Consider the following 21,186-nt stretch of genomic DNA (forward strand, 5'->3'; position numbering starts at 1 on the left):
CTGGCTCCGTTCCGCTGTTTCCGGGACCGGAGAAGTTGGCATCTACCGGTAAAAAACATCATAAATATCAGTAGACTTTATTACTCAGTGGCGTATCGGGGTGTGGTATGCGGGGGCATGACAGCAACCGTGACGAGGAGCTATCGAGACGACAGTACGCGCAGATCCTGGCGGGGGTGGGCGTCGCCGGGGTCGCGGGCTGTCCGAGCGACAGTTCGAACGAGGCCGGTGGTGAGACGACCCCGACCCCGACGCCGACCCCGGAAGGGGACGGGAGCGACGAGGACGACGGCGACACAGACGCCGACTCGGACACCGACGAGGAGACGGAGGCGGACACGGCGACCGACCGACAGGCGGTCACCGACACGATCAACTACGCGATCAACAACTCGCCGGACGTGTTCAACTGGAACCCGTGGACGCCCCAGGACAACACAGTCGGCGACCTGTGGATGTCGGACCTCCACGGACTCCGCAACGTCCACACGACGAACAACTCCTACAGCGGGACGACCGTCCCGACGCCTCACAAGCCGGACCACGAGGAGGTCGAGATCATGACGTGGATCACGGGGATCGAAGTGTCTCCGCCGTACGACTGGCGGGACCACCACGACGAGCGCGCGAAATACTGGAACGGCGACCCGTTCGACGCGGTCGCCCGTGAGAAACACAACCACGTCAACTGGTTCCAGGACGGCAACAAGTTCGCCGAGGGCGCGACGTTCAACCAGAACGCCGAGAGTCAGTGGACGCTCCACCAGTGGATGGACAAGGGCGAAGTGCCCGACCAGGACCCCGACCCGTCCGGGCGAGCGGTCCTCGAATCGAACGCCGGTCCGGTGGACGGCGACCCGCCGATCCACCCCGACTTCACCGAGCCGTACCTCGAGCGCTACCGCGACGCCAGCAACGAAGACCAGGCCGGCACGGTCACCGACGACCTGACGAGCGACCGGATCAGTCTCGACCGGATGGCGATGGAGGGCGGCACGGACGAGATGCTCGCCGGGTCCGGCCCCTACCGGCTCGAATCGATGGACGACGTGGGCTCGGAGAAAGTCGTCCTCACCCTCAACCCGGACCACCCGAACGCCGAGTACACGAACGTGAATAAACTCGCGCTCTACTGGGCCGAGGGCGACCGACGGCAGACGCTCCAGAGCAACGGAGAACTGGACCTCGACTACGGCGCAATCACGCCGGGCTCGACGCCGAACCGGGACAGCCTCCCGGATCACATGCAGGAGATCACCCGGTGGCTGCGCGCGACCGGCGGGGACATGTGGAAGCTCAACTGGAACAACCCCCACCTCGAACGGCTGTGGGTTCGCCGCGCCCTGGTCGAAGCGATCGACTGGAACGCGGTCAGCGCCAACGGCTGGGGCGAAGGAGCGTCGCAAGTTCTCGAGCACGACACGTTCATGCTCGACGCCCAGTCCGAGAGCGTCTTCTCGGACGAGTTCCTCGACAGTCTCCACAACTACTCGCGCGCGTCGAACAAGGAACTCGCGAACCGGTACATGCAGCGCGCGGGCTATTCGAGGCAGGGCGGCCAGTGGGTCGACCCCAACGGCAACCCGGCCGCGATAGACCTCATCGCGACGTCCGATATTCAGGACCACGTGCAGGCCTGCCAGACGATCCGGGCGAACCTCACGAACTGGGGCTTCGGCGTGAACTTCAGCACGCAGGGGTGGTCCACCTGGTCGAACAACCTCGACCCGAACGGCGGCCTCAACTACGATTCGACCATCTTCTGGCACGGCGACCCGTACATCTTCCAGTACTACCACGACCGCGGCGCGTGGTGGGACGAGGCGCTCGTCGCCGGCAGTCCGACCGCCGCGAGCCCGTTCGACGCCGACCCGGAGGACGAGGTGGACACCCAGAACAAACCGATCGTCCAGCAGGTGCCCGACGAGGCCGGTGCCTTCGAAGCGCCCGACGAAGCGGGCGCGGCGCCGGACCTCGAGAACGCGACCGAGGTCAACCTCGTCGAGACGGTCGACGCCATCCGTCAGCCGGGTAACAGCGAGGAGGAACTCCAGGAGCTCTACCGGACCTGCGCGCGCTACTACAACTTCTACGTCCCGCACTTCACGTTCCACCAGTATCTCAGCGGCGCCTGGGGCAACGTGCGCGACTTCGACTGGCCGGACCCCGACGCGCGAGCGCTCGACTACGAGCGGTCGTTCGCTATCGAGGACGTGCTCGTGCTCGGCGGCATCACTCAGGCCAGCACCGACGAGGACTTCGAGCCGCCGGAGTGAGAGCGCAGGCGTCCGTCTTCTGACGCACTCGCCCGGTCGGGGGCACCGACGTTTTCCGGCGGCCCCCGGGTGACGCCGGTCACCCGGCGGCCCCGTTTTCTCGTGGACGCGAGTGGCGACGCTGGCACTAACTCGACCTGACCGGGCCTATCCGGGCAGGTCCGCGTCGGCGTCGACGGTGTGGTCGGGTTCCGGCGGGAGTTCCCAGTCGGTGGTCAGCTCGAGGAGCTGGACGAGCATGTTCGCGGTGGCGCCCCAGACGGTGAAGCCGTCGACGTGGAAGAAGTGCAGGCGGATCTCGCCGTAGTGTGGGTGGTCGCGACGCTCGCTCTCGTAGTTGCCGAGGTCGGTGAGTCCGACGACGGGGAGGACGGCGATCTCGGCGACCTCCGCGTCGGTCGGACGGTACGATCGGTCGGCCACGCGGGCGACGAACGGGCGGACGACGTAGTCGGTGATCGTTCGGATGTCGTCGAGGCGACCGGCGACGTCGACCTCGTCGGCACGGAGTCCGACCTCCTCGTTGGCCTCGCGGAGCGCGGTCGCCAGGAGGTCGTCGTCGACCGGTTCGCGGCCGCCGCCGGGAAAGCTCATCTGCCCGGGGTGGTCCGTCAGGTGGTCGGCGCGCTTCGTGAACAGCACGTGGTCGTCGCCGTCACTGGTGACGACCGGGGCCAGGACCGCGGCCTCGCGCTCGTCACCGGTGAGACGCTCGTTCCGTTCGGGTGGCGAGTCCGACGGGGCCAGCCCGACGGGGTCGCGTTCGCGCACCCGCGACAGGTCCATACGCCCACGAACGGGACGGGTGGTCTTAATTTGCGGGTTACCCTCGAAGGCACTACACCTCGTCGAGTCGCGCGCGGAGATCGGCGGTGTCGACGGCGGCCCACGTCTCGAGGTCGTAGCAGACTTCGACGAGCGTGGCCGCCCGCTCCGCGTTCCCGGCGTCGGCGGCGGCACCGGCGTCGGCCTTGAGGTGCTCGTGCGCGGCGGCCGCGGCCGTCTCGCGGTCGACGGTGCGCTCCTCGACGTCCATGATGTGCGGGAGGTCCTCCGCGTGGTCGGGTAGCGTCGGGAAGGCGACGGGACCGGCGACAAGCAGGGGGTCGCCATCGCCGTCGCGCTCGACGGGGATCAGGTGATAGCTCTCGACGGCGTCCTCGACGGCCGCGGCGACGGCCTCGGAGTCGGGCTCCTCGCCGCGCTTGAACGCTAGCTCCTCGAGCGCACGGTGAAGCTCCGACCGGGTCAGCCCGCCGAACAGATCGACGACCCCGGAGAGTTCGTCTCCCAGCAGACTCATACCCGGGGCCACGACGCCGGCCCATTTCAGGCTTCTGTCGAACGATTCGGGCGTGACGTGCCCGCCTGGGACCTGCGCCGCACAGGGCGGGTGTGTAGTCCAGCGGTGAAAGGCCTCGCCGGCGGTCTACCTCGACAGCAACCGTTCGGTCAGGTACGCCTCGAAGGCGTCGCGGTCGGCCCACGCGAGCGCGACCCGCGCGTCGAACTCCCCGTCCGGAGCGGGCTCGGTGAACCCGTCGTCGGTCACGTCGAACCGCACCGACTCGGTCTCGACGAGCGACTCGTCGTGGGCCAAGTAGACGGCGACGGAGTCGAACAGCGTCGAGGACCGGCGGGTGAAGTCGTCGTAGGGCATCCACTCCACGCGCGCGGCGAAGACGCAGTTGTTCTCGACGACGCCGCGGACGAGGGGGTCGTCCGTCGCAGTCCAGACGCGGTGGTACCGCCCGCCGTCGAGGGTCACGCGCCCGCAGGTGTCCAGCGGCGTCAGGAGCACGTCGCGCCACGGGGCGGCGAGAACGGTCCGGAACGCGGCAGGGTCGACGCGGACGTTCGTCTCGGCGTCGGGCTCGCCGCCGTCGTACCCCTCCTCGAAACTGCCGTGCATCCCGACGAACCGGCACTCCCGCGCGAGATCGGGGTCGGCGTCGACGGCCGCCGCGAGGGTGGGTGTCGGACCGATGGAGACGACGGTGACGGGTTCGTCGGCCTCCGTCACCACCTCGGCGAACGCCTCGACGCCGTCGTCGCGGACGGTCCCCGGATAATCGTTCAGGTCGTACTCGTCGACCCAGGGCGTCTGGTTTCGCTCGCCCTCGTCCATCTCGCGTGCCTCGGGCGCCAGACCGATCGGCACGTCGATCCGGTCGGCGCGCTCCAGCAGTTTCGCGGCGACGCTCGCTCGATAGGTCGGGTCGCCGGCCTCGGTCAGCACGAGCCGGCAGTCGAGCTGGGGCGTCCGCAGGAGCTGTGCGAGCGCCCACGTGTCGTCCACGTCGGTGCCGATGTCCGTCGCGAGCACGACCGGCGCGGGATCGTCGGCGGTCGGCCGGCCCTCGGCCGTGGATCGGTCCTCGTCGGCAAGATGGCTGTCGGGGTCAGTCACGGATACCGTCTCCCGAGTCGTCCCCGGACGCGGAGAACGTTCCGGTCACGGAAGCCAGGGACACACGCCGTCGCCCGGTCGCCGCTCGCCGCCACCGTGACGCAACGCTTATGTACAACTCTGTCCGTTAGTGGACAGTAATGAGTACTGGTGACGAGATCGCACCGAAGGTGCGGTCGATACTCGACGCGGCCCGCGAGCGGACGGGCGGCGGCGAGCGTGTCGAGGTGGACCCGCGGGACCTCCCGGCCGCGATAGAGCGAGCCGAGGCCGACGGTCGCGTCCCGGTGATCGCCGAAGTGAAACCGACGAGTCCGACGACCGACGGCGAGCGCGACGACGACCCCGTCGAACTGGCGGAGTCGATGGTCGCTGGCGGTGCGACGGCGCTCTCGGTGTTGACCGAGCCCGAGCACTTCGGCGGGTCGACCGACGCGCTGGAACGCATCCGCACGGCGGTGGACGTGCCGGTCCTGCGGAAGGACTTCGTCGTCCGCGAGGGCCAGCTCGACGCCGTCGAGTCGGACGTGGTCCTGCTGATCGTCCGCTTCCTCGACGAAGCGGGGACCGACGACCTCGACGACCTCCTGGCGGCCGCGCGCGACCGTGGGTTCCAGGTGCTCGTCGAGACCCACACGAGCGAGGAGGTCGAGCGCGCGCTGGACGCGGGCGCAGAGATTATCGGCGTGAACAACCGCGACCTCGCGGAACTGGAGGTCGACCTGGGGACGTTCGAGCGGGTGGCGCCGAAAGCGCGGCGGCTCGTCCGCCGCGGACAGTCGAGCGGTGAAACCGCGAGACAGGTGCCGGAGAACGTCACCCTCATTGCGGAGAGCGGCATAGCGACGACGAACGACGCGACCCGGATGCGGGAGGCGGGCGCAGACGCGCTGCTGGTCGGGTCCGCGATCATGGCGGGCGACGTGACCGAGAACACCGAACGCCTCGTGGCGGCGGAATCGGACGCCGGGGCGGACGCGGACGCGGCGGCAGGGAGCGAGGAGTGACGGAGACACACCAATGAGCACAGACAAGATGTTCGGCGAGTACGGTGGACAGTTCGTGCCGGAGTCGTTGATGCCGGCGATCGAGGAGCTCACGGACGCCTACGAGCGGTACGTCCTGGACAACGAGGACGGATTTATGGACGAGTTCCGGCGGCGACTGGCGGACTTCGGCGGGCGGCCGCTCCCGCTCCAGCACGCCGAGTCGCTGTCGGAGCGCTACGACACCGCGGTGTACCTCAAGCGCGAGGACCTGCTCCACGGCGGCGCGCACAAACTCAACAACGCGCTCGGGCAGGTCCTGCTCGCGAAGTACATGGGCAAAGAGCGGATCATCGCCGAGACCGGCGCCGGACAGCACGGCACGGCCACGGCGATGGCTGCGGCCCACCTCGACATGCCCTGCGAGATCTACATGGGCGAGACCGACATCCGCCGCCAGCGGCCCAACGTCTTCCGCATGAAGATCAACGGCGCGGAGGTCAACCCGGTCACGACTGGCCGCGGCACGCTCAAGGAGGCCATCTCCGAGACGATGCGCGACTGGGCGACGACCGTCGAGAACACCCACTACGTGATCGGCAGTGTGGTGGGACCGGCACCGTTCCCGCGGATGGTCCGGGACTTCCAGGCCGTGATATCCGAGGAGGCCCGCGAGCAGGTCCAGGAGAAAGCGGGTCGCTTCCCCGACGCGGTGCTGGCGTGTGCCGGCGGCGGGTCGAACACGATGGGCACGTTCCACCACTTCGTCGACGACGAGGGCGTCGGTCTCTACGCGGTCGAGGCCGGCGGCTCCTCGCTCCAGGTCGACGAGGTCGAGGGCGTCGCGCCCAACTCGGCGTCGCTGTCGACCGGCGAGGAGGGGGTCCTCCACGGCGCGCGCACGAAGCTCCTGCAGGACTCCGACGGGCAGATCATGGAGTCCCACTCCGTGTCGGCGGGGCTGGACTACGCCGGCGTCGGGCCGGAACTTGCCCACCTCGTCGACGAGGAGCGAGTCGAGGCCGTGAACGTCGACGACGATTCGGCACTCGAAGCGTTCCACCGACTCTCGCAGGACGAGGGGATCATCCCCGCGCTGGAGTCGGCTCACGCGTTCGGCTACCTCGAGGAGCACCACGACGAACTCGGCGACGTCGTCGTCGTGAACGTCTCCGGGCGCGGCGACAAGGACCTGGAGACCGTGCTCGAAGAGACGGAGAAACGCGACCTCGACGTGGCGCCGGACATGTCGGTCCTGCGCGACGCCGCCGGGAGCGGAGGTGACCTCTGATGGGATTAGAGCGCGTGTTCGCCGACGGACCCGCCTTCGTCCCGTACGTCGCGGCGGGCGACCCGAGCTACGAGGAGTCCCTCGAATACGTGGAGGCGCTGGAGCGAGGGGGCGCCGACGTGATCGAACTCGGCCTGCCGTTCTCCGAACCGATCGCCGAGGGGTCGACCATCCAGGAGGCGGTCGTCCGGTCGCTCGAGGCGGGCATGACGCCCGACCGCTACTTCGAGTTCGTCGAGGATCTGGACGTGGACGTGCCGTTGGTCTGCATGACCTACTACAACCTCGTCGCGCAGTACACGAACGACGAGACGGGCGAGCGCGGACCGCGCGCGTTCGCCGAGCGGGCCGCGGAGGTCGGTATCGAGGGCTTCGTCGTCGTCGACCTGCCCGCCGAGGAGGCGGGACCGCTGCGGGAGGCCTGCGACGAGTTCGGCCTCGATCTGGTGTTCATCATCGCGCCGACGACGAAGGGCGACCGGCTCGAACAGATGCGCGAGCACGTCTCAGGGTACGTCTACGTGCAGGCGCGACTCGGCGTGACCGGCGCGCGCGAGGACGTGTCCGACCAGACCGAGGAGTCGCTGGCCCGCGTCGCAGACTGGGACGTGCCCAAGGCCGTCGGGTTCGGGATCAAGACCGGCGAGCACGCCGAGCGCATCGTCGCCGCGGGCGCCGACGGGATCATCGTCGGCTCCGCGCTGGTCGACATCATCGCGGCCGGTGCCGACGGCGAGTACCCCTTCACCGAGACCGCCCAGCGCCTCGAATCGAAGGCACGCGAACTCAAGGAAGGCGCGCTGGCCGGTGCCGAGAAGCGCGCCGCGACCGAGCAGTCCGACTGAGTCTCCCCCTCTCCGGCCCGTTTCAGGGCGTCTCTGCGCCGTCGACGAGCCCGCCGAGATCCGGCTCCCGACGCTGTACCCACTGGAGCAGCCCGTACAGCGGGAGCGCCGCGACGACGCTGAACCCCGTCGCGACCGAGAAGAAGGCGACCCCCTCGCCGCGGACGGCCGAGAGGAGGCCGGCGGTGGCGGTCGGCGAAGCCGCCGTGTCACCGCCGCCGAGGCTCGCGAGGAGACCGGCGGCCAGCGGGCGGGCGTCGGGACCGTACTGGTCGGCGACGGGGGCCGACCCGTTCACGTGCCGGTCGAGCCAGGCGTCGTCGCGCTCGCCGGTGACCTCCGCGACGGCCTGTTCGAAGACGGCGTAGGTGACGACGCCGTCGTGGCGGTTGAGTCGGCGGAACACGTCCTCCAGGGAGCGGTGTCCGTAGGTCCGGTCGCGGATGCGCCGGTCGAGCACGGCGAGGGCGCGCCCGCCCTTGCGCTGGGGCACGTTCGGACTCGTCCAGCTCTGGGGGTCTGTGAGCGTCGCGTCCGACGGTGCGCCGTCGAGGTGACCCGCCATCGCCGCGCGGTCGATCCGGCCCTGCTCGCGACTCAGTCGGGCGGCGTAGTACTCGGCGCTCGCCTCGCGGAACCACGCCATCTCGGGGTCGAGGACGAACGACTGTCTGGTGTGGACGTACTCGTGGAGCCAGACCGCCTCCGCGCTGTCGAGGCGCGCTCGCGAGTTCACCCAGAACTCGTCGCGGGCGGGGACAGACTCGCCGCCCCAGCGAACGGAGCCGGGGGCCGCGAACGCGAGCACCCTCTCGTCGGCGTCGCCGACGTCGAGGTCACGGGCCGCTCGCGCCAGCGCGTCGGCGACCCGGCCGGCTTTCCCTTCCGAGATCGCGCCCGCTGGGACGATCAGATCGATCCGGCCACCCGGAGTCGACCGCGTCACCGTCTCGTACTCGCCGACGACCGCGTACCGGTCGCCGAACGCGCCCGACTCGGCCGGAAGCACGTCGCGCCGTTCGGCCAGCGGTCGGACGCGGTGCACCCGCTCGCCGTCCCGCCACTGGAACTCGACGTACGGGACGCGGGCGAACGTCCAGTCTCTGCTTGTGGCAGTCTCGGACGCGTCGCCGCTCGCGTTCACCGGCACGACGAGCGCGGCGCGGGCCGACGCCCCGTCCGTCCAGCGCAGTCGGGTCACGTTCCCGGTCGCGACCCGCTCGAACCCGTCGGTGTCGACGACGCGCGCGCTCCCGCGAACGACCAGCCACGCTCGGTCGGCGCCCGCGGGCCGGTCGAACCGGAGGTCGTACCGGACCACCCCGTCTCGCTCGCGCGTGACCGTCGCCGCGATGCTGGGTGTTCCGGCGCTCACGTTCGGTTCGACCGCCTGCCCGTCCGCGACGACCGACCCGTTCACACTGGCCGCCCCGTCCGTTTCGGTCTTCCCGTCGACCACGCCCACGTCGACTACACCCCCGTCGGCCACGCCTCCGTCGACCACGCCCCCGTCGACCACACCCAGCGCACCGCTCGCCGTCACCGTACCGACGAATAGAATCGAAGCTAATACTATGAAGAGAATTCCGAGTGTCGATGCGACGGGACGGCGTCTCACTGGTCGTAGTTGCATTCTCTATCCTATACGGCTACCCTCCGAAATATCGAATTTGAGAATATACGCGTTTCGAGCGGGCAGCGGCCGAAGTGAGAGGGTGCCGCGACGAGTCGGAACGGTCGTGAGTCGGTGCAGGGAGGCGGTCGGGGGTCGCAGTATCGGCCGAGACCGGAAGGCAAATAACCGTACTTGCCACACCCTCACACAACATGACCGCAGGGAAAGACGCGCGCCTCGCCCGCATCGGGACAGGGGGGCGACACCTGATCGTTCCGATGGACCACGGGCTCACACTGGGGGCCGTGAAAGGCCTCGTCGACATCGAATCGACGGTCGACGCCGTCACGCGCGGCGGCGCCGACGCCGTGCTCACCCAGCGCGGGGTCGCCGACCGCGTCCACCCGAACAAGAACGACGCCGGCTACATCGTTCACCTCAACGGCTCGACCGATATCGGTCCCGACGAGATGGACAAGCGCATGACCGGCACCGTCGAGGACGCCATCCGTGCCGGCGCCGACGCCGTCTCCTTCCACATCAACGTCGGGAGCGAGTACGAGCCCGACCAGATCACCCAGCTCCACGAGGTCACGAGCGAGGCCGCCCGCTACGGCGTGCCGACGCTCGCGATGGCCTACGCCCGCGGCCACGACATCCGCGACGACGACCCCGAGGCGTTCTCCGAGGACCTCGGTCACGCCGTCCGCCTCGCAGAGGAACTGGGCGCCGACGTGGTCAAGACCGCCTACAGCGGCACCGCCGACACCTTCGGCCGCGTCGTCGAGTCGACCTCCCTCCCGGTCGTCATCGCCGGCGGGTCGAAGGGCACCGACCGCGAGACGCTCTCGATGGTCCGCGGCGCGGTCGACGCGGGCGCCGACGGCGTCTCGATGGGGCGCTCCATCTTCCAGCACGACGACCCCGAAGCGATCACCAGCGCCATCGCCGCCGTCCTCCACGACGACGCCTCGGCCGACGAGGCCGCCGAAGCCGCCGGCCTCCCCGTCGAAGCCTGAGACGCCGTCGCTGCCTGTTCTTTCGTGCGGGTGCCGAATACCAGTCTGGCGAGTGCAATCGTCTCAGAGCACGTCCGGCAGCGCTGCCATCGAATCCAGTCGGTGCGTCGGCGCGGGGTCGGGGTCGTCGGGGAACTCCTGATGAGAGCGGTCCGGCGGGACCCACACCGACTGCAGACCGGCCCTGTGCGCGCCGACCACGTCGGCGGTGTGCTGGTCGCCGACGTAGAGGGTGCGCTCCGGCGTCGCGTCGAGGGCGGCCAGCACCGCCTCGAACGGCGCCGGGTCGGGCTTCGGTTCGACGCCCGCGGCCGGGTCACAGAAGACGGTCGCGTCGAAGGCGTCGGCGATCCCCAGCCGTTCGAGTTTCGCCGACTGGGTGGCCTCGCCGCCGTTCGTGACGAGTCCCACGTCGTAGTGCTCGCGAGCGTGTTCCAGCGCCTCGCGAGCGCCGTCGCGGAAGGTGACGGCCGTCTGGTCGACGATATTGACGGTGGCCTCGGCCAGGGCCGGGACGTGTTCGGGGTCTTCGTCCACGTTTTCGCACACCGCGCGGTAGAGGTGTTCGTAGAACTCCCGGTCGGAGTGGGCGGTCGGCAGGTCGGCGGAGTCGACGGCGCGCACGTCCGCGATCGAGAAGAACGGGTCGACGTCGCACCGCTCGAAGACGGCGGCGTGGACGTCGGCGTCGGACTGTTCGGAGACGGCGAGCGTGCTGTCGAGGTCGAAACACACCGCGTCGATCCCGGTCATACCGTCGAGGGTCTGCCGATACGTTCTTAAGCGTTCTCACAGCGTGTGGGTCGCTCGCACGGTGCGTCGTCGAGCGCCTAGCTCGCGTGGAACTCCTCTATGATCTCGAAATCGCGAGTCGTCTTCGCGAACTCGGAGAGGGGTCGCGTCCCGTCGCAGTGCTTACAGGTGAAATCGCGGTCGGGTTCGTGGAGGTCTGCGGGGTTGGCCTCCCACTGTTCGCCACAGTCCGGACACTGGAGTTGGATCCAGGCCTCCTGCATACTCGTCCGTGCGACCGCGTCCCGAAAGAAGTTTGCGGCGATTCTCGCGCGCCGGCGGCCCGGGTCCCGTCTGTCCGTCAGTCGTCGCTGGCGCCGGTGCAGTTTTGCCGCTCTCGGTCGACAGATCGAGCATGGGAACCGCTGACTTCGACTTCACCGACGACGTCGTGATCGTCACCGGCGGGAGTTCCGGGATCGGCCGCGCGGCCGCCTTCGAGTTCGCCGACGCCGGCGCGGTCGTCGTCGTCGCCGACGTGCGCTCCCACCCGAAGGATCTGGACGCCGAGACGCCAACACACGAACGTATCAGGGATTCGTGGGGCGAGGCCCACTACGTCGAGACCGACGTGTCGGACCCGGAGGAGGTCGAGAGCGTCGTCGAAGCGGCTCGCGAGTACGGCGGTGTCGACGTGATGGTCAACAACGCCGGCCTCTTCCGCGGCGGCGCTATCACGGACCTCGACACCGGCGACCTCGACGCGATGCTCGGCGTGAACGTCCGCGGCGTCTTCGCCGGTACACAGGCCGCCGCCCGCGACATGCTCGACCGCGACGAGCCGGGCGCTATCGTCAACACCGCCTCGATCAGCTCCTCGCTCGCCCAGTACGGCCAGGTGGGCTACGACGCGACGAAGGGCGCGGTACGGATGGTGACTCGCGGCGCCGCGCTGGACCTGGCGGAGAGCGGGATCCGCGTCAACGCGGTCGCGCCCGGCCAGATCGCCACCGAGTTCCTGGAGGGGTGGACCGAGGAAGCCAAACGGGCGGCCGCCGGCGCGGACGACGAGGGCTTCCTCAAGGACATCCCGATGGGTCGCGCGGGCGTGCCCGAGGACGTCGCGCCGGCGATCTGCTATCTCGCCAGCGACGCCGCGGGCTACACGACCGGCGAGTTGCTCCACGTCGACGGCGGCTGGCAGACCTGCTGAGGGTCCGCCGTGCGTATTCAGGCACCGTCGTCAAGCCCGTCCTCCCCGTCCCGAGAGATATAGACCATGACCCGACACCTGACTGCCGACGCGCCTGCGAGGAACCGACCCGAGACTCGACTGCCCGTCCGCTCACTGCCCGTCCGCCCGCGGCCCGTCTCGACCGGAGGGTCGCCGTGACGCCGGACCTGAAGCCGCTCGAGGAGCAGGTGATGGTCATCACCGGTGCGAGTTCGGGCAACGGGCTGGCGACCGCGCGGATGGCCGCCGACCGCGGGGCGTCGCTCGTCCTCGCCGCCCGGAGCGAGGAGGCGCTCGACGAGTTGACCCACGAGATCGCCGATAACGACGGCGACGCCGTCTACGTCGTCGCCGACGTGAGCGAGCGGAGCGACGTCGAACAGATCGCCGCGGTGGCCGAGGAGACCTACGGCGGGTTCGACACCTGGGTCAACAACGCCGGGCGGTTCGTCTTCGGGCGGCTCGACGAGACGCCGATCGAGGACATGCGCAACCTCTTCGAGGTCAACGTCTGGGGCGCGCTCTACGGGTCGCTCGTCGCCGCCGAACACCTCCGCGACCGCGGCGGCGCGATACTCAACGTCGGCAGCATCGTCTCCGACCGCGCGATGATCGTTCAGGGGGCCTACTCGGCCTCGAAACACGCGCTCAAGGGGTTCACCGACACGCTCAGGATGGAACTCGAAGAGGAGGGCGCCCCGGTGTCCGTGACGCTCGTCAAGCCCGCGGCCATCGACACGCCGTACCCGGAACACGCGAAGAACAACACCGACAGTCAGGTGACGCTCCCGCCGCCGGTGTATGCCCCCGAGACCGTCGCGCGGGCGATCTGCCACGCCGCGGAGACGCCCGAGCGAGACCTGTACGTCGGCGGCGCCGCGAAGAACATGGCTCAGATGGAGTACTACGCGCCGGGACTGCTGGACACGATCATGGAGAAGTTCTTCGTGGGGCTGCAGCAGCGCGACCGCCCGCCGCGCCCGCCCGAGGAGAACGCGTTCGACAAGCCCAGCGGTGAACTCCGCGAGCGCGGCGACCACGAAGGCTACGTCATGAAACGGAGCCTCTACACCCGCGCCGCGACGAGCGGGCTCACGGGGAAGGCGCTCGGCGTTCTCGGGATCGCAGCAGCAGTCGGGTACGGGCTCTACCGGTCGAGACGCGGTCGCAAAGACGGCGGGTCCGCCCACAGGATCGAAATCGAAGGCGGCGAAGAGCGAGGCAAACGCGGCTCGATCGGACGGCAGCGGTAGACCGAGCGGAGTGCGGGGCGGTCGGCAGACCATCCGCCGAGCGCCGGCGGCGCGAGGCGGTTCACGTCAGTGATGCACTCGCACCACAGCATCCGGCGCCGGAGGCGCGCGGTTCGCCGTCAGACCAAGCTCTGACGAGCCCGCACCCGTTCGCGGTGCTCACTCCTGCGGACACCGAACTCGCGCGGAGCGCGAGTTCGGCCTTTTTCACCCATGTTTTTGCCGGAGGGGTCGCTCCGCGACCCCTCCGGGAAAAAGATGGCTTAGTAAGTCTTCGCCCAGTAGGCGGTCTCTTCGGCGTCCTCTCCGCAGATGGCGCAGTCGTCGTGGATGGGTTCCTCGTCGCGGTCGAGGGGGACCATCACGATCTCGGCGGCGAGGGCGTCCTTGATGGGCTCCTCGCAGTCCTCGTCGCCGCACCAGCCGGTCTTGACGTAGCCGCTGTGCTGGCCGATGGTGCCGAGGATCTCCTCGCGCGACTCGGCCTCGCGGATCTCGCCTTCGAGCGTCTCCTCGGCGCTGGCGTAGAGCTTGGCGAAGACGGTGTCGAGGTGGTCCTCGACGGTGTCTGCCACGTCGTCGCGGTCCTCGACTTCGGTCTCGCCGTCGGGGCGGTGGACGAGGGTGATCTCGTCGTCGTCGACCTCGTTGGGACCGACCTCGATGCGGAGCGGGACGCCCTTGAGCTCCCACTCGTTGTACTTGAAGCCGGGGTTGCGGTTGTCGCGGTCGTCGAGTTCGACGCGGACGCCGGCCTCGTCGAGGTCGGCGGCGACCTCGGCGGCGTACTCGACGACCTCCTCTTTGTTGTCCTCCTGCCAGATCGGGACGATGACGACCTGTTCGGGGGCGAGCGCGGGCGGGAGCACGAGCCCCTGCTCGTCGGAGTGGGTCATGACGAGCGCGCCGATGGAGCGCCACGAGAGTCCCCAGGAGGTCGTGTGGGCGGTCTGCTCTTCCTCGTCCTCGTCGGAGTAGGTGATGTCGAACGCCTCGGCGAAGGAGGTACCCAGATAGTGGGAGGTGCCGCCCTGCACGGACTTGCCGTCGGGCATGAGCGCCTCGACGGTCGTGGTGGTGTGGGCGCCGGGGAACTTGTCGTGGGGCGGCTTGCGGCCCTTGAGGACCGGCATCGCGAGCACGTCCTCGTAGAGCTTCTCGTACTGGTCGAGGCGGGTCATCGTCTCGTTCCAGGCCCCGTCCTCGTCGCGGTGGGCGGTGTGGCCCTCCTGCCAGAGGAACTCCTTGGTGCGGAAGAACGGTTTGGTCTCCGTGGCCTCCCAGCGGACGACCGAGCACCACTGGTTGAGCCGCATCGGGAGGTCGCGGTGCGAGCGGACCCAGTCGGCGATGAAGGGAGTGATGATGGACTCGCTGGTCGGGCGGACCGCGAGCCGTTCCTCGAGTTCGTCGTAGCCGCCGTGGGTCACCCACGCCACTTCGGGGTCGAACCCCTCGACGATGTCCTTCTCCCGTTCGAGGTAGCTCTCCGGGATGAACAGCGGGAAGTAGGCGTTCTGGGCGCCCGTCTCCTTGAACCAGCCGTCGAGGTGGTCCTTGATGCCTTCCCAGATCGCGTACCCGCGGGGGCGGGTGACGATGAACCCGCCCATGGGGGCGTAGTCGGCCAGCTGTGCCTTCTGCACGACCTCGGCGTACCAGTCGCCCGTCGAATGCTCCTTGCTCTCGGTGATCCCGAGCTCTTGTTCGCCACTCATTGATCGAAACTCACACCGCGGCCCGTTAAACCGACTGCGTTCTGCCCGCCGCCGCGGAGCGCTCCGACCTCGAACGCACCCCACCGTTCCACGGCGACTGGCCCGAAAAGACGGACGTTCGTGGGGTGTGGTGCGGTATCCCACACAATTATTAAGTATAAATGGACCCTCGGTTCACGTATGTCCTCCGCCAGCCCGGCGCGGACGGCGTCCGACTCGCTCTGTGACCGTCGCGACACCGACGACCCACGTTTCTGGACACCGCTGGCGGAGTCTCTCGACGTCTGGCACTCGACAGCGTAACCGCGACCGAACCGGCGACACGGCCCGACTGCGTGTCGCCTCGACACCCGACGGTACGACACTCGACAGACCGCGCTGTGGACGCGTCCACGTGTTCACGCGCACCAACGCGGACTCGCCGACGAACGCGCAACCCCCACCATGAGCACGATACGAGACACCGATCTGGTACGGACGAACGACTACGCGGACGACTCCAGCGAGGTCCGCGTCCTCGACCCCGACGGGCGACTGCTGCCCGACGCGACCGAACCCGACCTCTCGGACGAGGCGCTGGTGACGATGTACGAGACGATGCTGACGGCCCGGCACTTCGACGAGCGGGCCGTCAGCTGGCAGCGGCAGGGCCGACTCGCGACCTACGCGCCGATGAGCGGGCAGGAGGCCGGACAGGTCGCGAGCACGCTCGCGCTGGCCGACGACGACTGGGTGTTCCCCACCTACCGTGAGCACGCGGTCCGCCTCGTCGCCGGCTTCGACCTGCCCGACATCCTCCGCGGGCTGATGGGCGCGACGCTCCCCAGCGGTTCGGCGGGCGGCCCGACGGTCGCCCCGGAGTGCATCCCAATCGCGACGCAACTCCCGCACGCCACCGGTGCGGCGATGGCCGCCCGCCACCGTGACGACGACTCCATCGCCGTCGCGCACTTCGGCGACGGCGCTACGTCGGAGGGGGACTTCCACGAGGCGCTGAACTTCGCCGGCGTATTCGACGCGCCCGCGGTCTTCCTGTGTCACAACAACCAGTGGGCGATCTCCGTCCCGCGGCGGCGCCAGACCGCGAGCGCGACCCTCGCCCAGAAGGCCGACGCCTACGGGTTCGAGGGCGTCCGCGTCGACGGCATGGACCCGCTCGCCGTCTACTCGGCCGTCCGCTACGCACGCGAGAAGGCGCTCGACCCCGACGCGGACGACCTTCGGCCGACCCTGATCGAGTCGGTCGAGTACCGCTACGGCGCCCACACCACCGCCGACGACCCCGAGGAGTACCGCGACGACCGCGAGGTCGACTACTGGCGCGACCGCGACCCGATCGACCGCCTGGAAACGTTCCTCCTCGACACCGGTCGACTGGACGCGGCGAGCGTCGACGCTATCGAATCCCGCGTCGAAGAGTCCGTCGCCGACGCCATCGCGGCGGCGGAGTCGCGACCGGCGCCCGACGCCGACGACCTCTTCGCGGACGTGTACGAGGAGGTCCCCGACCACCTCGCGAGCCAGCGCGAGCAGTTGCGCCACCTGCGGGAACGGCACGGCGACGCGCTCCTGCGGGACTGAACTGCCGGCGAGCGGACGGAGACCCGTTCGAGGGCAAGACTATTGTTGGACGGTGGACCATTCGGTTCGTATGTCGCCCCGTCGCAGACACGTCGCCGCGCTGCTGCTCGTGGTCGGTCTCGCGCTGCTGGCAGGGTGTGGGGGGCCGGTCCCCAAACAGGAAGTCGTCTGTCACGGCTGTGTCGACGCCGTCGAGAACGTCACCGGCGGGTCCGGCACGGCCGCCGTCGAGGAGAGCGTCACGCACGTCCACCTGCAGCCACGCGGCGACGCGCGGTTCGTCGCCCGAATGACGGTCGGAGGGAGTGGCGCAACGAACGCCACGACCGCCGAGCGGGTCGTCGACCGCCTCGAAGCGATCGAACGGAGCAGCCACGACCCCAGACCGGCGTTCGAGCGGCGCGACCTCGACGCGCGCGTCTCGGGCGACGAGGTGGTCGTGACCTACCGCGTCGCGGCGATGACGGAGCCCCGCTTCGGCGCCACGGTCTCCGACCGGTTCTACCGCGAAGACGGCGAGGGGCGGTCGGACGAGGTCGACTACGGGCCGTTCCGGATCGGAACCGACCGCCTCGTCGTCCACGGCCCCGACGGGACGACGCCGCTCGTCGACGTCCCCGGCGCGACGGTCCGGGGGGACCGCGTCGTCTGGACCGGCGACGAGATATCGACGCGCTCCTATCTGGTGTTCGGCGACGGCGGCGGTGCAGTCCGGGGTCGAGCGGCCGTCGCTGCGAACGTTCTGGAGTGGGCCGGACCGGAGGCCGCCGCCGCGTCGGGTATCCAGGTCGTCCTGCTGGCGGCACTGGCCACCGTGTTCGCCTCCACGTACCCGCGACGGGTCGCCGACGGCTGGCGTCCCGGCGACGACGATCTGTTCAAGGCGCTCGTGCTGGGGCTCGTCGTCGTGCCGGTGGGTGTCGTCGCCCTGGGGCTGTCACCGATCCCGAGCTTCCTCGTCGCAGTCCTGTTGCCGCTCGGCGTCGGTGGCTGGTTAGTGGTCCGCCTCGGACGGTGGTGGACCGGAGACGAGGACGCCGACGGCGGTGGTCGCGACGGAGACCGGTCGGCTGATTCGAGCGCACAGTTCCAGACGCCGACCGTCAGGAAGCCGATCGGCAAGCGGATCGCGGACGGCGAGGTCGTCGACCGCGGGGTCGTCCTCTCGGTACTCGCGTCGGTGGCGGTCGTCGCCGCGGTCACGGTCCTCGTCGCGGCGGACTTCGAGCGGGTGTACGTGGGGACCGTCGTGCTCGCGGCCGCGGCGCTCCCGCTGGTCGCGTTCCCCGTCCTCGGCTATCTGGTCACGGACCGTGATCGGACCGCTCACAGAGTGGTCGCAGTCGTCGCGGTGGCGGCCGGGCCGTGGCTACTCGCGTTCGCGTCGACGATCGACGAGGGCGATTCCCTCGACGCGCTGTTCACGCTGGTACTGCTACCGCTCGGACAGTTCGCGTCCGGCATCCTGCTGTTCTACGCCGCTCTCTGGGTCGCGACGCCGCGTCGGGGGAGCGGAACTGCGGAGTGACAGACCGGGCGCTGTCGCTCACTCGACTCCGAACGGGCTCGCCGACTCGGTCCAGGCCCACCCCGGGAGTCGCGTCTGGAAGCCCGCCGCCAGCGCGGCGTCGAGGTCGTCGAGCCCCGCCGGGTCGTCGGCGTCGGCCTCGGTCAGCACGTCCGCGTAGTGGAACGTCGCTTCGCCCAGCAGTCGCAGCGGCTGGGTTCCGGCGACCATCCCGGCGAGTTCCCGGCCGAGGAGTTCGTCGACGACGAATCCGGGGTAGTCGTCCTCGACGTCGAGTTCGCGCAGGAGGCGGACGAGCGCGGCGACGTTGACCGCCAGGTCGCCGTCCGCGAACACCTCGTCGACGGCGTCGCGGTACTGGTCCGGGCTCACCTCGGCGACGTCCGCGTCGAACCGCTCGGCCAGTTCGGCGCGGGTCTCGTTGAGCAGTGCGACGACGACCGGTGCCCGCTCGCGGACCCACTCGCGCTCCGCGGCGACGACGGCGGGTGTCAGGTGCATACCGGTCCGTCTCGTCGGAACGCCTACTGTTTTGCGAAGGCTTTTATAACGCCGCGGGTTTACACCGATGTAAGCCGGTTTTCCGGACACTTCCGTTTAGGGTCCGGAGTGGACTACGCCAGTAGGAAAACCGCCTATGAATATTGCTTCCAGATCCCGGCAGGCGAGCCTCGACGTGCGGGGCGGCGAGCGTGCGGACGTTCACCGCCCCCGGCAACCGGCCGGTCCGACCCTGTTTTCGCAGCTATGAGTCAAGTAGACAAGCAACTCGACGATATCAGAGCAGAGATCGAACAGGAAGTTCCGAACGAAATCTCCATCACGGAGGTCTCCTACGAGGGGCCGGAACTGGTCGTGTACACCCGCGACCCGAAGACCTTCGCGAGCAACGGCGACCTCATCCGAAAGCTCGCCTCGAAGCTCCGCAAGCGGATCACCGTCAGGCCCGACCCGTCGGAGCTCTCCGAACCGGACGACGCCCGGTCGGTCATCGAGGGGATCATCCCCGAGGACGCTGGCGTCACGGACCTCGACTTCCACCACGACACCGGCGAGGTCGTCGTCGAAGCCCAGAAACCCGGCATGGTGATCGGGCGCCACGGATCGACGCTCAGGGAGATCACGCAGGAAGTGGGGTGGACGCCGGAAGTGGTCCGCACGCCGCCCATCGAGTCCTCGACGGTCAAGAACGTCCGTAACTTCCTCAAGCAGGAACGCGACGAGCGTCGCGACATCCTCGAACGGATCGGTCGCCAGATCCACCGCGAGGAGATGTCCGACGACGAGTGGGTCCGCATCACGACGCTGGGTTGCTGTCGCGAGGTCGGCCGCGCGGCCTTCATCCTCTCGACGCCCGAGACGCGCGTGCTGATCGACTGCGGCGACAAGCCGGGCGCGGAAGACGAGGTGCCGTACCTCCAGGTGCCCGAAGCGCTCGGCTCAGGACCGAGTTCGCTCGACGCGGTCGTGCTCACGCACGCCCACCTCGACCACTCGGCGCTCGTCCCGCTCCTGTTCAAGTACGGCTACGACGGTCCCATCTACTGCACGGAGCCCACCCGCGACCTGATGGGTCTCCTGACGCTGGACTACCTCGACGTGGCCGCCAAGGAGGGGCGCACGCCGCCCTACGAGTCCGAGATGGTCCGCGAGGCGATCAAACACACCATCCCGCTGGAGTACGGGGACGTGACCGACATCGCGCCGGACATCAAGCTCACGCTCCACAACTCCGGGCACATCCTCGGGTCGGCCATCTCCCACTTCCACATCGGGGACGGCCTCTACAACGTCGCTTTCTCCGGCGACATCCACTACGACGACACCCGCCTGTTCAACGGCGCCGTCAACGAGTTCCCCCGCGTGGAGACGCTCGTCCTCGAGTCGACCTACGGCGGTCGGAACGACTACCAGACCGACCAGGCCGACTCCGAGCGCAAACTCAAGGAGGTCATCAGCGAGACGGTCGAGAACGACGGGAAGGTGCTCATCCCCGCCTTCGCGGTCGGGCGCTCCCAGGAGATCATGCTCGTGCTCGAAGAGGCGATGCGGAAGGGAGATATCCCCGAGGTGCCCGTCCACCTCGACGGGATGATCTGGGAGGCGACGGCGATCCACACCACCTACCCCGAGTACCTCCGCGACGACCTCCGTGACCGGATCTTCCACGAGGACGAGAACCCGTTCCTCGCCGACCAGTTCAACCACATCGACGGCGGCCAGGAGGAGCGCCAGGAGATCGCCGACGGCGGCCCCTGTATCATCCTCTCGACCTCCGGGATGGTCGAAGGCGGCCCCATCATGTCCTGGCTCCGCCACGTCGGCGGCGAGTCGGACGGGAAGATGGTGTTCGTCGGCTACCAGGCCCAGGGGACGCTCGGCCGTCGCATCCAGAACGGCTGGGACGAGATCCCGATCAACGACGGCGGCGGACGCGCCGACACCCTCTCGCTGAACATGGACGTCGAGACCGTCGACGGCTTCTCCGGCCACGCCGACCGCCAGGGCCTGGAGAACTTCGTCCGCACGATGAACCCCCGGCCCGAGAAGGTCCTCTGTGTCCACGGCGACGAGTCCTCGACCCAGGACCTCTCCTCGGCGCTGTACCACGAGTTCAACATGCGCACGTTCGCTCCGAAGAACCTCGAGACGTTCCGGTTCGTCTGAGCGAGTCGAGACGTCCCGGTCCGCCCGAGTG

Annotated in this window: 18 protein-coding genes; 10 read left to right on the top strand and 8 right to left on the bottom strand. The window is 69.0% G+C overall.

Annotation, left to right across the window (positions count from 1 at the left end):
* Window positions 1–107 precede the first annotated feature (107 nt).
* A complete protein-coding gene (locus D1409_RS21325) occupies window positions 108–2,276 on the top strand; it encodes a periplasmic substrate-binding domain-containing protein (protein ID WP_123538992.1) in 2,169 nt (722 codons plus the stop codon).
* 147 nt (window positions 2,277–2,423) lie between these two features.
* Here D1409_RS21325 and D1409_RS21330 read toward each other — a convergent pair whose 3' ends face one another.
* From D1409_RS21330 to D1409_RS21340, 3 genes are all read right to left on the bottom strand, one after another.
* On the bottom strand, window positions 2,424–3,062 hold the full coding sequence (locus D1409_RS21330) for an NUDIX hydrolase (RefSeq protein ID WP_123538993.1): 639 nt from the start codon (window positions 3,060–3,062) through the stop codon (window positions 2,424–2,426).
* Between the two features lie 52 nt (window positions 3,063–3,114).
* The gene (locus D1409_RS21335; protein WP_123538994.1) at window positions 3,115–3,579 is read right to left on the bottom strand and encodes a DUF7109 family protein; all 465 of its coding nucleotides are present in this window, start codon (window positions 3,577–3,579) and stop codon (window positions 3,115–3,117) included.
* A gap of 126 nt (window positions 3,580–3,705) precedes the next feature.
* On the bottom strand, window positions 3,706–4,686 hold the full coding sequence (locus tag D1409_RS21340) for a nucleoside hydrolase (protein WP_123538995.1): 981 nt from the start codon (window positions 4,684–4,686) through the stop codon (window positions 3,706–3,708).
* 140 nt (window positions 4,687–4,826) lie between these two features.
* Between D1409_RS21340 and trpC the strand changes: the two genes are divergently transcribed.
* The 3 genes from trpC to trpA are packed head-to-tail and all read left to right on the top strand — an operon-like array spanning window position 4,827 to window position 7,808.
* Window positions 4,827–5,693, top strand: a complete 867-nt coding sequence (gene trpC / locus D1409_RS21345) for an indole-3-glycerol phosphate synthase (RefSeq protein ID WP_123538996.1) — start codon at window positions 4,827–4,829, stop codon at window positions 5,691–5,693.
* A 13-nt stretch (window positions 5,694–5,706) separates the two neighbouring features.
* Window positions 5,707–6,963 carry a tryptophan synthase subunit beta gene (gene trpB / locus D1409_RS21350; RefSeq protein WP_123538997.1) on the top strand — a complete coding sequence of 419 codons (1,257 nt, stop codon included), beginning with the start codon at window positions 5,707–5,709 and terminating at the stop codon, window positions 6,961–6,963.
* Complete coding sequence (gene trpA, locus D1409_RS21355) at window positions 6,963–7,808, top strand: tryptophan synthase subunit alpha (protein WP_123538998.1); 846 nt, start codon at window positions 6,963–6,965, stop codon at window positions 7,806–7,808. Before trpB ends, trpA begins: the two co-directional genes overlap by 1 nt.
* 22 nt (window positions 7,809–7,830) lie before the next feature.
* On the opposite strand, the gene D1409_RS21360 is transcribed toward trpA, so the two are convergent.
* On the bottom strand, window positions 7,831–9,351 hold the full coding sequence (locus tag D1409_RS21360) for a hypothetical protein (protein WP_123538999.1): 1,521 nt from the start codon (window positions 9,349–9,351) through the stop codon (window positions 7,831–7,833).
* Window positions 9,352–9,635: 284 nt separating this feature from the next.
* On the opposite strand from D1409_RS21360, the gene D1409_RS21365 reads away from it, so the two are divergent.
* A complete protein-coding gene (locus D1409_RS21365; protein ID WP_123539000.1) occupies window positions 9,636–10,442 on the top strand; it encodes a 2-amino-3,7-dideoxy-D-threo-hept-6-ulosonate synthase in 807 nt (268 codons plus the stop codon).
* A gap of 63 nt (window positions 10,443–10,505) precedes the next feature.
* On the opposite strand, the gene D1409_RS21370 is transcribed toward D1409_RS21365, so the two are convergent.
* Together D1409_RS21370 and D1409_RS21375 are read right to left on the bottom strand one after the other, a co-directional pair.
* Window positions 10,506–11,195 (bottom strand): HAD family hydrolase, encoded by a 690-nt coding sequence (locus D1409_RS21370; protein WP_123539001.1) that lies wholly within the window; start codon window positions 11,193–11,195, stop codon window positions 10,506–10,508.
* Window positions 11,196–11,272: 77 nt separating this feature from the next.
* The gene (locus D1409_RS21375; protein ID WP_123539002.1) at window positions 11,273–11,458 is read right to left on the bottom strand and encodes a DUF7836 family putative zinc-binding protein; all 186 of its coding nucleotides are present in this window, start codon (window positions 11,456–11,458) and stop codon (window positions 11,273–11,275) included.
* Window positions 11,459–11,589: 131 nt separating this feature from the next.
* Between D1409_RS21375 and D1409_RS21380 the strand changes: the two genes are divergently transcribed.
* Together D1409_RS21380 and D1409_RS21385 are read left to right on the top strand one after the other, a co-directional pair.
* Complete coding sequence (locus tag D1409_RS21380; RefSeq protein WP_123539003.1) at window positions 11,590–12,387, top strand: SDR family NAD(P)-dependent oxidoreductase; 798 nt, start codon at window positions 11,590–11,592, stop codon at window positions 12,385–12,387.
* 176 nt (window positions 12,388–12,563) lie between these two features.
* The gene (locus D1409_RS21385) at window positions 12,564–13,661 is read left to right on the top strand and encodes an SDR family oxidoreductase (RefSeq protein ID WP_123539004.1); all 1,098 of its coding nucleotides are present in this window, start codon (window positions 12,564–12,566) and stop codon (window positions 13,659–13,661) included.
* Window positions 13,662–13,924: 263 nt separating this feature from the next.
* On the opposite strand, the gene proS is transcribed toward D1409_RS21385, so the two are convergent.
* On the bottom strand, window positions 13,925–15,379 hold the full coding sequence (gene proS / locus D1409_RS21390; RefSeq protein WP_123539005.1) for a proline--tRNA ligase: 1,455 nt from the start codon (window positions 15,377–15,379) through the stop codon (window positions 13,925–13,927).
* Between the two features lie 444 nt (window positions 15,380–15,823).
* Here proS and pdhA point away from each other — a divergent pair, with 444 nt between their 5' ends.
* Window positions 15,824–16,960 carry a pyruvate dehydrogenase (acetyl-transferring) E1 component subunit alpha gene (pdhA, locus tag D1409_RS21395; protein ID WP_123539006.1) on the top strand — a complete coding sequence of 379 codons (1,137 nt, stop codon included), beginning with the start codon at window positions 15,824–15,826 and terminating at the stop codon, window positions 16,958–16,960.
* A 70-nt stretch (window positions 16,961–17,030) separates the two neighbouring features.
* Window positions 17,031–18,488, top strand: a complete 1,458-nt coding sequence (locus D1409_RS21400) for a hypothetical protein (protein ID WP_123539007.1) — start codon at window positions 17,031–17,033, stop codon at window positions 18,486–18,488.
* A gap of 18 nt (window positions 18,489–18,506) precedes the next feature.
* Here the strand turns inward: D1409_RS21400 and D1409_RS21405 are convergent, their stop codons facing one another.
* Window positions 18,507–18,989, bottom strand: a complete 483-nt coding sequence (locus D1409_RS21405) for a hypothetical protein (RefSeq protein ID WP_123539008.1) — start codon at window positions 18,987–18,989, stop codon at window positions 18,507–18,509.
* A gap of 246 nt (window positions 18,990–19,235) precedes the next feature.
* On the opposite strand from D1409_RS21405, the gene D1409_RS21410 reads away from it, so the two are divergent.
* Window positions 19,236–21,155 carry a beta-CASP ribonuclease aCPSF1 gene (locus D1409_RS21410; protein WP_123539009.1) on the top strand — a complete coding sequence of 640 codons (1,920 nt, stop codon included), beginning with the start codon at window positions 19,236–19,238 and terminating at the stop codon, window positions 21,153–21,155.
* The last annotated feature ends 31 nt before the right edge of the window (window positions 21,156–21,186 follow it).

It is taken from the genome of Halosimplex salinum, from assembly GCF_003730195.1.
Taxonomy (GTDB): domain Archaea; phylum Halobacteriota; class Halobacteria; order Halobacteriales; family Haloarculaceae; genus Halosimplex; species Halosimplex salinum.